This window comes from Actinopolymorpha sp. B11F2, assembly GCF_040195635.1.
In the GTDB taxonomy this organism is placed as follows: Bacteria; Actinomycetota; Actinomycetes; order Propionibacteriales; family Actinopolymorphaceae; genus Thermasporomyces.
This window is the reverse complement of record NZ_JBEFTX010000014.1, coordinates 53027-67442: the sequence shown is the minus strand read 5'-3', so window position 1 is coordinate 67442 and position 14416 is coordinate 53027. Positions and strand designations below refer to the sequence as shown.

The 14416-nt window shown below is 71.2% G+C and carries 13 protein-coding genes; 9 read left to right on the top strand and 4 right to left on the bottom strand.

Annotated features, from left to right (window positions below; genetic code table 11):
• The first annotated feature begins 43 nt into the window (after positions 1-43).
• The gene (locus ABN034_RS23340; RefSeq protein ID WP_349693142.1) at positions 44-3382 is read left to right on the top strand and encodes a sacsin N-terminal ATP-binding-like domain-containing protein; all 3339 of its coding nucleotides are present in this window, start codon (positions 44-46) and stop codon (positions 3380-3382) included.
• Here the strand turns inward: ABN034_RS23340 and ABN034_RS23335 are convergent.
• Positions 3379-5088, bottom strand: a complete 1710-nt coding sequence (locus ABN034_RS23335) for a bifunctional phosphatase PAP2/diacylglycerol kinase family protein (RefSeq protein WP_349693141.1) — start codon at positions 5086-5088, stop codon at positions 3379-3381. The two genes, ABN034_RS23340 and ABN034_RS23335, sit on opposite strands and share 4 nt — an antisense overlap.
• A 167-nt stretch (positions 5089-5255) precedes the next feature.
• Here ABN034_RS23335 and serS point away from each other — a divergent pair, with 167 nt between their 5' ends.
• The 7 genes from serS (at position 5256) to ABN034_RS23300 (ending at position 11975) form a co-directional block, all read left to right on the top strand.
• Entirely contained in the window at positions 5256-6530 is a 1275-nt protein-coding gene (serS, locus tag ABN034_RS23330) for a serine--tRNA ligase (protein ID WP_349693140.1), read from the top strand.
• Complete coding sequence (locus ABN034_RS23325) at positions 6527-7453, top strand: HAD family hydrolase (protein WP_349693139.1); 927 nt, start codon at positions 6527-6529, stop codon at positions 7451-7453. Before serS ends, ABN034_RS23325 begins: the two co-directional genes overlap by 4 nt.
• A gap of 381 nt (positions 7454-7834) precedes the next feature.
• Positions 7835-8116 carry a GntR family transcriptional regulator gene (locus tag ABN034_RS23320; RefSeq protein ID WP_349693138.1) on the top strand — a complete coding sequence of 94 codons (282 nt, stop codon included), beginning with the start codon at positions 7835-7837 and terminating at the stop codon, positions 8114-8116.
• 17 nt (positions 8117-8133) lie between these two features.
• The gene (locus ABN034_RS23315) at positions 8134-8577 is read left to right on the top strand and encodes an NUDIX hydrolase (protein ID WP_349693137.1); all 444 of its coding nucleotides are present in this window, start codon (positions 8134-8136) and stop codon (positions 8575-8577) included.
• A 69-nt stretch (positions 8578-8646) separates the two neighbouring features.
• On the top strand, positions 8647-9231 hold the full coding sequence (locus ABN034_RS23310) for a P-loop NTPase family protein (protein WP_349693136.1): 585 nt from the start codon (positions 8647-8649) through the stop codon (positions 9229-9231).
• Positions 9232-9534: 303 nt separating this feature from the next.
• Positions 9535-11088 carry a methionine--tRNA ligase gene (metG, locus tag ABN034_RS23305; RefSeq protein ID WP_349693135.1) on the top strand — a complete coding sequence of 518 codons (1554 nt, stop codon included), beginning with the start codon at positions 9535-9537 and terminating at the stop codon, positions 11086-11088.
• A 179-nt stretch (positions 11089-11267) separates the two neighbouring features.
• Complete coding sequence (locus ABN034_RS23300; protein ID WP_349693134.1) at positions 11268-11975, top strand: hypothetical protein; 708 nt, start codon at positions 11268-11270, stop codon at positions 11973-11975.
• 12 nt (positions 11976-11987) lie between these two features.
• On the opposite strand, the gene ABN034_RS23295 is transcribed toward ABN034_RS23300, so the two are convergent.
• Positions 11988-12473, bottom strand: a complete 486-nt coding sequence (locus tag ABN034_RS23295; RefSeq protein WP_349693133.1) for an NUDIX domain-containing protein — start codon at positions 12471-12473, stop codon at positions 11988-11990.
• A gap of 133 nt (positions 12474-12606) precedes the next feature.
• On the opposite strand from ABN034_RS23295, the gene ABN034_RS23290 reads away from it, so the two are divergent.
• Positions 12607-13395, top strand: a complete 789-nt coding sequence (locus ABN034_RS23290; protein WP_349693132.1) for an HAD family hydrolase — start codon at positions 12607-12609, stop codon at positions 13393-13395.
• Positions 13396-13423: 28 nt separating this feature from the next.
• Here ABN034_RS23290 and ABN034_RS23285 read toward each other — a convergent pair whose 3' ends face one another.
• On the bottom strand, positions 13424-13933 hold the full coding sequence (locus ABN034_RS23285) for a bacterial proteasome activator family protein (protein ID WP_502877623.1): 510 nt from the start codon (positions 13931-13933) through the stop codon (positions 13424-13426).
• Positions 13934-14124: 191 nt separating this feature from the next.
• Positions 14125-14295 (bottom strand): hypothetical protein, encoded by a 171-nt coding sequence (locus tag ABN034_RS23280; RefSeq protein WP_349330437.1) that lies wholly within the window; start codon positions 14293-14295, stop codon positions 14125-14127.
• Positions 14296-14416: the final 121 nt, after the last annotated feature.

Genomic DNA, 14416 nt, shown 5'->3' with positions numbered 1-14416 from the left:
GATAGACGGGCGCGATTCCGCCAAAGGTTCAATAATCACCCGGGTGACTGATCCCTTCGCGACGGCAGCCACCCGCGACCGGGTGCTTGCTGCCTGGTCGGCTTCGCCGGTCCGGTTCCGGGAGGACGCCAATGCCGAGGAGGACCTGGCGCTGGGCGGCTACCGCGACCGGCTCGTGGTCGAGCTCGCCCAGAACGCCGCTGACGCGGCCGCACGCGCCGGCGTACCCGGACGGCTGCGGCTCACGCTTCGTGACGATCCGCAGACGCGTGCCGAGTCGGGCGGGCCGGTCCTCATCGCGGCGAACACCGGAGCGCCTCTGAGCGCCGCCGGTGTCGAGGCGCTGGCCACTCTCCGGGCCTCCGCGAAGCGGGACGAGTCCCCGACGCCGGTGCCCGAGTCGACCCCTCTGACGTCCGGTCAGGATCTGACCGTGGGTCGCTTCGGTGTCGGCTTCGCGGCGGTGCTGGCCGTGACGGACGAACCGACGATCGTCTCCCGTACCGGAGGCGTTCGCTTCTCCCGCGACGACACCGCCGCCCTCGTCGCCGAGGCCGGGGAGGCCGCCCCTGGGCTGGCGGCCGAGCAGCGCCGCCGCGACGGTCACGTCCCCGTACTACGGCTGCCGTTCGCCGCGGACGGCGAGCCGCCGGAGGGCTTCGACACCGCCGTCCTGTTGCCGTTGCGCGACGAGGCGGCCGCTGACCTGGTACGCCGGTTGCTGGCCGAGGCCGACGACGCGCTGCTTCTCGCGTTGCCGCACCTCGACCGGATCGAGATCGACCCCGGCGAGTCCGGCCGTACGGATGCCGGTCGTGCGGATGCCCGTGGTGGGGGTGAGGACGGCGACGGCGTGCGGGTGCTCACCGGCGTCGGCGAGCGGTGGCACGCCCACCGCGCCAGCGGCGTCTGGACGCCGAACGAACGTGCGGAGCTGCTGGCCGACCGCCCGACCGAGGAGCGGAGCCGCCCGTCGTGGACCGTGCTGTGGGCTCTTCCGCGTACGCCCACGACCGTGGATCCCTTCGGCGGCCCGAGCGTGACCGGCCCGAGCGCCGGTGGAGCGGGCATCGGCGCGCGGTCCGGCGACCTGCCCGCAGTCGTCCACGCACCCACACCGACCGACGAGCCGCTGTCGCTGCCGGCGATGCTGCTGGCGTCGTTCCCGCTCGACCCGACCCGTCGCCATGTCGCGGAAGGCCCGCTCACCGACCGACTGGTCGAGGAGGCCGCGCGCGCCTACGCGGACCTGGCCCGCTCCCGCGCCGAGGCTGGCGACAACGTGATCCACCTCGTGCCCGTGGGCCTGCCGGCCGGGCGGCTCGACGGCGCCATCCGCGAGGCGATACTGCGCCGGCTTCCCGACACCCCGCTGCTGCGTACCGTCGAGGACCACACGCTGATCCGGTCCCGAGACGCGGTCGTCGTGGAGGGTGCCGACGACGAGGTGGTCCGGGCGCTGGCGCCGCTCATGGCGGGGCTGGTGGCCGAGCGCCGCGGTGACCGGGCGGCCCACGACGCCCTCGGCGTACGACGGCTCTCCCTGGCCGACATCGTGGAGGAGCTCTCCGGTGTCGCGGCCGCGCATCCGCCGGAGTGGTGGCGGGACTTCTACACCGTGCTGGTGTCGACCGTCGCCGACCCGGTACGCCGGGAGGCTCTCGGCGCCCTGCCGGTACCGCTGGCCGACGGCCGCATCGTCCGGGGTGCGCGCGGGCTGCTCCTGCCGGACGAGGCGCTCGGTCTGGGCACCCACCGCACCACGGCAGACGGTGGCCTGTCGGAGGACGCCCTCGGCCTGCTGGCGTCGTCCGGACTTCGGCTCGTCCATCCGCAGGCCGCGACGGGTACGGCAGCGGGCGTCCTCGAACGCCTGGGTGCCCAGCGGGCCGGCCCGCGCGTCCTCCTGGAGGACGGTGCGGTGCAGGCGGCGGTCCATGACGCGGCGGAGTCTGACGACCCGACCGTCGCCGACGGCGTACTCGCCCTCGTGGCCGCCGCGACCTCCGCCGGTGAACTGTCCCCGGGGGAGTTGCCGTGGTTGGGGGAGCTGCTTCTGTCCGACACGGGCGGGCACCTGGCGGCGGCGAACGCGCTGGTCCTGCCCGGCTCCGAGGCCGAGGCGGTCCTGGATCCGGAGGAGTTCGCGCCGGTCGCCACCGAACTCCTGGACCGGTGGGGTCCTGACGTCCTCGAGGCCGTCGGGGTGGCGAGGACGCTCGGCGTGGTGACCGCGTCCGATGTCCATCTCGACGTACTCCCCGATGAGCTCGCCGAACTCGACGACATCGATGCATGGGTCGGCGAGACACTGGACGCCGCGTCGAGCGCTGGCGATGACCGGGGCCCGGGAGAGGGCGGCGGACCGGCCGCCGCGCGGATCGACGAGGTGGTCGCCGTCCGGGACCTGGACTTCGTACGCGACGACGCCTGGCCGCGGACCCTGCGCCTGCTCGCCGGTGAACGGGCAACCCGACGGGCCCTGACCGAACCGGTCCGCGTGCACGCAGTCGCCCGGCCGGATCGGGCCGCGACCCCCGCGCTGTCCTACACCGCCTGGTGGTTACGCCGCCACGTCCGCATCGACGGCGTACCGCTGACCGACCTCGCCGATCCGGACGCCGACCCGGCCGTAGCCGCCCTGCTGACCCCGCCGCCGCGGTGGGTTGCCGAGTTGGACGCCGGTGTCCGGCGCGCGCTCGGCCTGGTGGGCCGGATCGCCGACCTGGATCCCACCGGCGTACGCACGATCCTGGATCGGCTCAGCGATCCGTCGCTCGAGGTGTCGGCGACCACCATGCTGGCGCTCTGGGCGCAGTTCGCCGACCTGGAGCCGCCGACGGACGACGCGCGCCCGACCCCGCCACGACAGGTCCGCGTCCTCACCGAGCCGGCAACCGGCGGGAGCGGCACTCGGGTGGTCGACAGTTCCGCCGCCGTTGTCGTCGACGGTCCGATGTGGATGCAGCGGACCGACCTCGGCGGGCAGGTCGTCGCGCCGGGCGCGGCCGCTGAACGGCTCGCCGACCTGCTCGACCTGCCACTGGCGTCCGATGCGGCGACCGGTGCGGTCGACGACGATGACGAGCGCGCCGAACGGGAAGTACCCGAGGCGGCGCGCATCCTGGTTCCCGGCGTACCCACTCGATGGTGGGAACACGACGACCTCCGGGTGGACGGCCAGGAGGTCGACTGGTGGGTCGACGAAGGCGGGGCCGCCCACGCCGCGACAGGCGAAGGTCTCGCCCGCGCCCTCGCCCACGCCGCCGGCCGTTGGGACCAACGGCACGCACTGACGGTGATCCTCCTCGAGCCCGACCGCCTGGCCGAGCTCCTCGCCGAGTCGGCGTTTGACCAAGCCGGCGGGCAGCGGGATCCCTAGAAGTTCGCGCGCCTGGGAACACGGACCAGCAGGACGCCGGGTTCCACCTCGCACCGCAGCTCGTGACCGGTCGAGATGACGTCTCCGTCCAGCTGCCGCGGACACGCCTCGACCGAACGTACGACGACCCGTTCGCCGCGCCAGGTGCGCAGCCGGTCGTCCTGCGCGGCCGACCTGGAGACGACCCGCCACGCGAGCCCCGGCCAGTCGGTCAGCCGGCGAGGCGCCACGGCCACCACGTCGAGCATCCCGTCGTCCGGCCGGGCGTCGGGCAGCAGCGACAGCCCGGCATGCAGGGTGCCGACGTTGCCGATCAGGACCGTACGGACCCGCAGCCGGACCGGCGGCTCGTCATCGACGGAGATCTCCGCGCGCACCGCCGGGAACGACAGGTTCCGCGCGATCGACACGACGTAGGCCCCCCACCCCATCCGCGCCTTGAGTTTCGGCGGTGCCTCACCCACGACCGCGGCGTCGAGGCCGAGCCCGGCCATCACCGCGAACCGGTCGGTCGGTACGCCGTCACCTTCGACGCGGACCAGGTCCAGCTGCCGGTCCTGCCCGGTGAACGCCACCCGGAGCGCGGCCGCTCGGTCGAGCGGCAGGCCGAGGTTGCGGACGAGCAGGTTGCCGGTGCCGACCGGCACGATCCCGAGGGGTACGCCGGTACCTGCGAGCCCGGCGCACACCACGCGGACCGTCCCGTCGCCGCCCGCCGCGATCACCAGCTTGACGTCGGCGTCGACGGCGGCGCGGATCATCTCCTGGCCCGGGTCGTCGCGGGTGGTCTCGAACCACAGCGGTGTCGCCCATCCTTCGCGGGCGGCGTGGCGTTCGACCTGTGCGCGGAAGGCCGCGGCGTCGTCGATCTTGGACGGGTTGACGATCACGGCGACCCGCTGTCGCGAGCGTCCGCGCCGGCGCGGAATCCGCGTACGGGCCTGGCCGATCCCGAACGCCGCGGTCGTCGCCCCCAGCAGAGCCGCCGCCAGGCACCAACCCGCCAGGACGTCGGAGACGTGATGGACACCCAGGACCACCCGGTCGAAGCCGACGAGCACGACCACGCAGGCGCCCGAGGTCCAGAGGGTGATCAGCAGGCGGCGGGTCACGTTGAGCTGCGAGACGACGATGAGGAGTGCGCCGACCAACAGTGCCGAACCCAACGCATGCCCGGACGGGAAGCCGTGCCCGCCGATCTCGACGAGTCCGTCGGAGACCTGCGGGCGTGGACGCGCGACGGCGCGCTTGAAGACGTACTCCGCACCGGCGCCGGCGATGACGACGGCGACGAGCCACCAGCCGAGCCGGATGAGGTCCTGCCGGACGAAGGCCTGCGGGGTGAGGCCCCGGTCGATGGTGTCCTGGTGGGCGCGCCCTCGCCGGATGAGGAGTGCGGCCACGATCACGACGGTTCCGCGCAGCACCCACGGCTGCGTCAGCTCCTGGACCACGACGAACAGCCCGACCAGCGCAGGATGCGCGGCGAGATCGGCGGAAAGCTCGGCCGCGACATTCCGGTCGAACCCCACGAGCGGCGCCCATCCGGACTGGACGAGGACCAGGAGAACGACGAAACCGACGCCGCCCACACAGATCGCCACCGGCGCACCAATGCCACTCAGGCCACCGCCGGCCAGGTCAAGGCCGGACAAGCCATGGCGAGTCGGGCCACGGCGATGAGTCGCGACATGCGGCGGTCTCATGACCTCTCCCAGCCACCGCGACGTCCGACACCCGCGTCCACGGAAGCAATGTCTACCGTCCGGTAGGCAGTGCCGCCACGCCGGGTCGCACCAGGCGTACCCGCCCGTCGCCACGCGGAGAGGAAACCGGTGGCGGTGCCTCCCGTACTCCCGGTTAATCTCGAGGCGTGATCGACCCCAAGGTGCTCCGTGAAGACCCTGACCGCGTACGCGAGAGTCAGCGGCGCCGTGGCGCCTCCGTCGAGCTGGTCGACGAGGTGCTCGCCGCGGAGGAGCGCCGGCGGTCGTCGATCGCCGCGTTCGAGCAGCTCCGGTCCGAACAGAAGACACTCGGCAAACAGATCCCGCGTGCCGCCGGCGAGGAGAAGCAGGCCCTGCTGGCGCGGGCGAAGCAGCTCGCCGCCGACGTCAAGACCGCCGAGGCCGCGCAGGACGAGGCCGCCCAGGCGTACGACCGACTCATGCTCCAGATCGACAACCTCGTCGAGGCGGAGGTGCCGGCCGGCGGCGAGGACGACTACGTCGTGCTCGACGAGGTCGGCCAGCCGCGCGACTTCACCGCGGAGGGGTTCGAGCCGCGGGACCACGTGGAGCTGGGGCGGGTGCTGGGCGCGATCGACATCGAACGCGGCGCGAAGGTCTCGGGCTCGCGGTTCTACTACCTCACCGGCATCGGCGCCCTCCTCGAACTGGCCCTGATCAACATGGCGGTCGATCAGGCCATGAGCTACGGGTGTACGCCGATGATCCCGCCGTCCCTGGTGAAGCCGCGGGCGATGCAGGGCACCGGCTACCTCGGCCAGGCCGCCGAGGACGTCTACAAGCTCGAACGCGACGACCTGTATCTCGTCGGCACGTCGGAGGTCCCGCTGGCGGCGTACCACATGGACGAGATCCTCGCCGCCGACCAGCTCCCGCTGCGTTACGCGGGTTTCAGCCCGTCGTTCCGTCGTGAGGCTGGGTCCCACGGCAAGGACACACGGGGCATCATCCGCGTGCACTGGTTCGACAAGGTGGAGATGTTCTCGTTCGTCCATCCCGACGAGGCGAAGGCCGAGCACCAGCGGATCCTCGCCTGGGAACGCGAGTTCTGGGACAGGCTCGAGGTGCCCTACCGCGTCATCGACACCGCGGCCGGCGATCTCGGCGCGAGTGCCGCGCGGAAGTTCGACATCGAGGCGTGGATCCCGACGCAGGGCAGGTACCGCGAGGTCACGTCGACGTCGAACTGCACGGAGTTCCAGGCCCGCCGGCTCGGCGTCCGGTTCCGTACCGACGACGGCACTCGGCACGCGGCGACGCTCAACGGCACCGCGATGGCGACCACCCGGACGATCGTGGCGATCCTGGAGAACCACCAGGACGCCGACGGAGGCGTACGCGTCCCGAAGGCGCTGCAGCCGTTCCTCGGCGGGCGGGCCCACCTGGAGCCGCTCGCGTGACGGCCCGGGTGACGAGTGACCGTGACCCGGACCACCCACCCGGGGCGTGGCGACCCCGCCTGGTGGCGCTCGACATCGACGGGACGCTCGTCGACGTGCAGAACCAGGTCACGCCCGCCGTCGACGCTGCCGTACGTCATGCGGCGGAGGCTGGTGCGTACGTCGTTCTGTCGACCGGGCGCGGGCTCACGGCGACGAGGCCGCTCGCGCTGCACTTCGACCTGTCGCTGCCGTACCTCGTGTGCAGCAACGGTGCGGTGACGGTACGTCTGCACCCGGACGGCGCTCCCGCTGCCGGGCCCGATGGGCGCCCTCACCCGATCGAGCGGGGCAACCCCGGACTGGCCGCCGGCCCGGACGTCGAACTCGTCGACGTCGTGACCTTCGACGCGGCGCCGGTCCTGCGGATGCTGCTCTCCCACCTCCCGGGCGTGCTGGTGGCCGTCGAGGAGCTGGGCGTGGGGTACCGGGTCAACGCGCCGTTCCCGCCGGGTGAACTCACCGGTGAGCTCAGCGTCGAACCTCTGGAACGCCTGATCGCCGACCCGGTGACCCGCGTGATCCTGCGGGAGCCGTCGATCGAGGCCGAGCATTTCCTCGAGGTGATCGAACGGGTCGGCGTCCACGGTGTGGCGTACTACATCGGCTTCACGGCCTGGCTCGACCTCGCGCCCGAGGGTGTCAGCAAGGCGACGGGCCTTGCGAAGGTGGCCGAACGGCTCGGGGTCCGGCGCGAGGACGTGCTCGCCATCGGCGACGGGACGAACGACGTCGAGATGCTGCGATGGGCCGGGCGTGGGGTGGCGATGGGCAACGCCGCGGCCGAGGCGTTGGCGGCCGCCGACCACGTGACCGCGCCCCTGGACGAGGACGGCGTGGCGGTCGAGCTGCGCCGTTGGTTCGCCGACGTCCCCACTCCCTGAAGCGTGGTGGACTGCACTCCCCGAAGCCTGCCGGGCTTGGGCCACCGAGGGGCTTGCGGGCGATCCGGTCGTCGGCGTAGCTGAGCCATGATCAGGCGCGGGAAGTCGGGGACTTTCGATGCCTGGACCGCCCGTTTGTCCGCGCATGATCATGGTCGCCCCTGCCGGGTGGCGCAGGTCAGAAATGTCGCCGGCTTCCAGCGCACTGCTCGGCCTCCTCGCGGTGTGGGTCGGTGCGGCGGCCGGGACCGAGGGCCGGGGTCGGGCAGGTCAACCAGCCGCCGCACCGATAGCGAGCACCGTAAGCTGAGCTGAGCCAGCCACGTCTAGGCACGTGGATGGAGGGGGAGCCTCGTGGCCAGACGCCTAATCTCTGCAGCCATGGATTTCGGACCGGACGCCGAGATCGACCATGGCCACATGGTGCCGCCGTACCGACAGCTTGCATCGATCCTTCGGGCGCGGATCGCCCGCGGGGACTATCGGCCGGGCCGCGCGATCCCGTCGGAGGCCAGGCTGGTGCAGGAGTTCGGCCTCGCCCGAGACACCGTGCGGAAGGCGGTCCGCCTCCTCGCGGACGACGGGCTGGTGATCATCGTGCCGCAGCGCGGAGTCTTCGTCGCCGAACACCCGTCGCACGGCAAGGGTGACCGGAGCGAGTGACGGGGAGAAGTGACCCCATGTCTGGGCAGCGGCAGCGGGTCGGTGCGTACGCCCTGTCTCTCGACGAAACGGGCCGCGTGCTGTTGTGCCGGATGTCGCGACGGTCGCGTACGCCCGGCACTCTGACCCTGCCCGGCGGCGGGGTCCAGCACGGCGAGGACCCGGGCGACGCGGTACTCCGGGAGCTGGCCGAGGAGACCGGCCTCATCGGACGGGTCGGAGCCTTGCTCGGCGTCCACGCCAACGTCTACGACAGCGCCGGGGTCTCGATCCATGGCGTACGTCTGCTCTACCAGGTGACGATCATCGGCGGAACGCTCCGGGCCGAGCCAGGGGACGGCAGCACCGATGGCGCGACCTGGGTCCACCCGGATGACCTCGACCGAGTGACCCTGTCGGCGCACGCGCGGCACGCCCTGGAGCTCCTCGCTGCCGGAAGTGCCGGAACGTCGTGCTTCTGACGGCCCGTACGCTCCTCGAGGAGGCGCGTACGGCACCGGTGGGCGAGGAGAGCGAGGAGGGCACAAGCGATGGCGGTGAGTCGGCGGGAGGCGGACGAGGCTGCGGAGCCGCAGTCCCCGCGCCGGGTGGTGGTGTTGGGTACCACCGGTACCGGGAAGTCCACGCTCGCGGCCAGAGTCGCCTCACTCATCGGCGCCGATCATGTGGAGCTCGACAGTCTCGCCCACGGACCGAACTGGTCACCGCGGCCGGTTGAGGAGTTCACCAGCGCGGTCGAGGAGCACGCCCGGCGGCCGCGATGGGTGTTCGACGGCAACTACCTCGATCGGGTGAGCGGAAGCCTGTGGCCCCAGGCCGACGTCGTGGTCTGGCTGGACCTGCCGCTGTGGGTGATCGTCCCCAGAATCGTCCGGCGGACGGTCGTACGCATCGTTCGCCGGACCGAGCTGTGGAACGGCAACCGGGAGCACTGGGCCGCGCTGTTCGGCCGGAACTCGCTTCTGGTGTGGGCGGTCAGGTCGCACCGCCGGCATCGCCGTGAACTGCCGGGCCGGCTGTCGGAGCTCAGCGCGTCCGGGGTGCGGGTCGTGCGACTGCGCTCGGCGGCGGACTCCAAGCGTTGGTTGGCCGACCTCGCCCGATCGCTGGCGTGACGCAGCCCAGGCGCGGGGGTTGCCGTCCCCTCGCCCTCGCTCGGTCCCCACGCCCTCGCTCCGTCCGCTGGACCAGCGGGCGAACCCTCAGCCGGCTGGTAATCTCAACCCCATGACCATCCGGCACCACAGTCCACGCCCGGCGCGCATCGCCGGCGCCGAGGAGATGATGCGGCCCCGCTAGGGGCCGCCTACGTGCCGTACTCACTGCCCGAAGGCCCCTCGCGGAGGGGCCTTTCTCATGTCACCGCAAAGTCTGTGGCCGGCGCCCTCTCGCGAGCACCACCCGTGAAAGGAAGCCCGATGTCCACCGCACCGAAGCGGTACTACGTCACCACGTCGATTCCGTACGTCAATGCCGACCCGCATCTCGGCCACGCCCTGGAGCTGGTCCAGGCCGACGTCCTCGCCCGACATCGCCGCCTGCGCGGTGAGCAGGTCCGGCTCCAGTCCGGGACCGACGACAACGCGCTCAAGAACGTCCAGGCCGCCGAGCAGGCCGGCGTGCCCGTGCAGGAGTTCGTCGACGACCACGCGGCGGTGTTCGAGTCGCTTCGGGATGCCCTGAACCTGTCGTACGACGACTTCATCCGTACCAGCCGCGACCCGCGTCACCGTCCCGGCGCCGAACGACTCTGGCGGGCGTGCGCGGCCGCCGGCGATCTCTACCGGCGCCACTACGAAGGGCTCTACTGCGTCGGCTGCGAGCAGTTCTACACGCCCGACGAACTGGTCGACGGCCTCTGCCCCGACCACGAGACGACGCCGCAACTCGTCAGCGAGGAGAACTGGTTCTTCCGGCTCTCCCGCTACCAGGACCAGCTGGCGGATCTCCTCGACAGCGGCCGGCTCCGGATCGAGCCAGCCGTGCGGGCCAACGAGGTGAAGGCGTTCGTCGCCGCCGGTCTGGAGGACTTCTCCATCTCGCGTTCGGCCGAACGCACCCGTGGCTGGGGAGTTCCGGTGCCCGACGATCCGACCCAGGTGATGTACGTCTGGTGGGACGCGCTCGGCAACTACATCACCTCGCTCGACTACGGCACCGGTTCCGACGCGGACGCGTTTCGTACCTGGTGGCGCGAGAGCGACCGGCGCGTCCACGTGATCGGCAAGAACATCCTGCGGTTCCACGCGGTCTACTGGCCGGCGATGCTGCTGTCGGCCGGACTGCCGCTGCCGCACGAGATCTTCGTCCACGACTTCCTCACCGCGAACGGGCGCCGGCTCAGCAAGACGCTCGGCAACATCGTCGACCCGGCGCAGCTCGCGGCCGACTTCGGTACGGACGCGGTGCGGTGGTGGCTCGTCGCGAAGGTACCGAAGGTCGGCGACACCGACTTCACGGTCCAGCGGCTGGTCGACGCCGCCAACCGCGACCTGGCGGGCGGGATCGGCAACCTTTCCCAGCGGGTGGTGAGCATGGTGCACCGCTACCGGCAGGGCGTCGTCCCGCCGCCTCCTGACGGCGGGTACGCCGACACCGACGCGAAGCCGCTGCTGTCCGCGTGTACCGAACTACCGGCGCGGATCGACGCCGCGCTGGAGCGGTTCGACCTGCGCGGTGCGGCCGCGGCGGTGACCACGGTGGTCAATGCGGCCAACCGGTACGTCGAGCACGCCGCACCGTGGCTGCTGGCCAAGGCCGAACGCGGCGGCGACGGCGATGCGGGACTACGGCTCGACACGGTGCTCGGAGTCCTGGTGGCGGCGCTTCGGGCCCTCGCCGTCGAACTCCACCCCTTCACGCCGGAGATCGCCGGACGCCTGGTGGCCCAGACCGGCGTCGTCGGTCCGGGCGGGGAACTGCCGACGCCCGAGCCCGTGTTTCCTCGCGTCGAGGCCCATGGCTCACCGTGACAGTGCGTACGGGCTGGGCAGCACGGCCGCAAAATGACCACGCTGGGTATGCCTTTGGCCGTTGGACAGGTACCGACACCTGTTCCGGCTTCCACAGGCATGGGTGGCGTGGTCATTTGCATCGCGGTCGGCGCCCGGGCCTGTCGGCGCTCGGCGGATCTTCGTTAGAGTGCCGACCCGTGCCTAGAACCCGATATGTCCTTTCCGTGCTCGCGGTCGGCGTGTTGATGCTGGCCGGCTGCAGCTCGGACGAGCAGGGGTCTCCCGAGACCGCCTCCCGGTCCGACAAGCCAGCGGCGAAGCCGGTCGGTGACAAGCCGAAGCCCGAACGGAAGATGACCGCGGCGGAGCTCAAGGCCGCGATCGGTGTCATCGTGCTGGGCGAAGGTGACGTCGGCCGCGAGGTGGAGGTCCAGGACCAGGACGACTCCCTCGACGCACCAACCAACGACATCTGCGCGCGGAAGTCGGCGGCCGATGGTGACCGGCTCGCCCGCAACCAGGACTTCTTCTGGAAGTCGGCAAACGTGGCCGAGCTCGTGGTGAGCAACGAAGCGGTCGCCTACCAGCCGGGCAAGGGCGCGGCGGCGTTCGCGGAGATCAAGAAGGCAGTCGGGGGCTGCGACGGTTGGGAGCACAGCCAGGGCGAGATGGCGGACGTCGAGATCGTCGATCCGCCGACCGGTACCCTCGGCGACGCGTTCGCGTGGCGTGGTCAGGACAGCCGGAAGGGCGGTACCGACTACTCCTACCTTGCGGTCTACCAGCGCAGGGGCGACCTGGTCAGTGCCGTCTACGTCTGGTCGACCAGCGAGGACGAGGCACGCGAGGTCGCCGACGAGGTGGCGCCGAAGGCAGCCGCCCGGTTGGAGCGGGCCGTCGGCTGACGCGCTGCCAGCTCAGCAGGCCTGGAACCGCCCGGTCTTCCGGTACGCGTTCCATAGGGACAGCGCCTCGTCGACGTACGGGTTCCGATCGTCGGGCAGTTCCTGCGGCGCGAAGAAGCTCAGCTCCAGCGCCTCACCATCGCACGGCCTCAGCGCGCCGGTCCACCTGAAGACAGCGAAACACATGACGAACGCCTGCACCTTGTCACCGTTCGGGTACGTCGTCGTCGAATCGGAAAGACTGGCGAACGGCTCGAGACCAGAAGGATCGGCGCGAAGGCCGGTCTCCTCCTCGAGTTCACGGATCGCCGTCTGCGCGAACGTAGAACCAGGCTCAGCGCAACCGCCTGGCACCGACCATCGCCCGGTGTCCGCACGCCGCATCAGCAGCACGCGTTCAGCGTCGTCGAAGGCCAGGACGTCAGCACCCGGAAGGAGGAGGAGCTCATTGCCGATCTTCTGCCGCAGCCGCCACAGGTATGACCCTTCGAATCCCACGCGGGCAACGGTAGCTGTGATCCCCCGCGGCCAGGTCCGGGACGGAGCGGGTCTCCGTACTTGACAGGATGGGGGTATGTCGCCGCCACCTCCGCGCCCACACCGCCCCCCGAGCGCCGGTCGACCTCGGCTGGTGGCGAGCGACCTCGACGGCACTCTTCTGCGCACGGACGGAACGGTGTCGCCCAGGACCCGCCGTACCCTCGCCCGCGTCGAGGATTCCGGCACCACGGTGGTGTTCGCCACCGGCAGGCCGCCCCGGTGGCTCCGCCACATCGCCGACGCCACCGGACACCGCGGCATCGCGGTCTGCTCCAACGGCGCCCTTGTCTACGACCTGCACCAGGAGCGGGTCGTCGACAGCTACCCTCTCGCTCCCGAGATCGGGCTCGCGGTCGTCGACGCCATTCGGGCGGCGATACCTGGGGTGAGCTTCGGGGTGGAGTTCGGTGAGACGTTCGGTCACGAGCAGACGTACGAACCACTCGGCGACTTCGCCAGCCAGACCTTTGTCGGAGAGGTCACGGAGCTGTTCGGCAGCCAGCCGGCCGTGAAACTGCTGGCAAAGCACAACGGACATGACGCGGACGTGCTGTTCGCCAAGGCCAGTGAGGTCGCCGGAGACCTCGCCGAGCTGACGTACTCCGGGGGTGCCGGATTGCTCGAGATCTCCGCGCCCGGGGTGTCGAAGGCGACCACACTTGCCGCGTTCTGCGCCGAGCGGGGTGTCTCGGCGGACGAGGTGGTGGCGTTCGGTGACATGCCGAACGACCTGGCGATGCTGTCATGGGCAGGCACGGCCTATGCCATGGCCGGCGCACACCCCGACGTGCTGGCAGCGGTCGAGCGCCGGTGCCCCGGCAACGACGACGATGGCGTCGCAGCCGTCCTCGACAAGCTGTTCGGCTTCTCGACGGTATGAGCGCGAGGCCTCAGCCTCCGCATACCGTCTAGAGGTACATGCCGCCCGGGCGGTCGTGGTCGGCCGGCGGCTGCATCTGCGGGGGGATCGGGGTACCCGGCGGAAGCGTCCGCCGCATCTGCTCGAGCTGTGCCCGCGCCGCCATCTGTTGCGCGAACAACGCGGTCTGGATCCCGTGGAAGAGGCCTTCGAGCCAACCGACCAGCTGCGCCTGTGCGACCCGAAGCTCCGCTTCGCTCGGCACCGTCCCCTCGTCGAACGGGAGCGACAGCCGCTCCAGCTCCTCCACCAACTCGGGGGCGAGGCCCTTCTCGAGTTCGGAGATGGACGACTTGTGGATCTGGCGTAGCCGCTGCCGGCTCGCCTCGTCGAGCGGGGCGGCCTTCACTTCGTCGAGCAGCTGCTTGATCATGCTGCCGATCCGCATCACCTTGGCCGGCTGTTCGACAAGGTCGGTGACCGAGCGTTCCTCGTCGTCGCCGTCGGACTCCTTGGCGGGCGGACCCTCCACCGCCATGCCGTCCGGACCGACGATCATGACGCGGGGAGACTCGTCGCGGCGTTGCTTGTCCTGCCCGTCGCTGTCCTCGTCGTGGGGGACGCCAGGGCTCTGGGGAGCATCGGTCATGGCCCCATCCTTACCCCATGTCGTACGCAATGCGAGGACGGCCCCCTCGACGAGGACGCCACGGTAGGAACTGCCCAGGTCAGAGCTGACGCCTGCCCAGGTCAGGAGCCCGATCCCGGGGAACCACCGGGTGTGTAGGTACGGACCGATCCAGCGGACCGGCCGCCCGCTCGCTGTCCGGTGCGCATGCGTTCGGAACGCCTGCGGGCCACCTCGGCGCGGATCCGGATGCGGGCGAGCCGGCGTTCCCTCAGTGCGTGGTCGATGTTCATCGGTCGCCTGCCTCCCTCATTGCCGAACTACCGGGCATCGCGTGCGCGTCCCGTGCGGCCACACCGCGCGCGACGGGAGTGGCACGGCGTGCCATGGCTATCTGGCTACGACGCGGCGGAC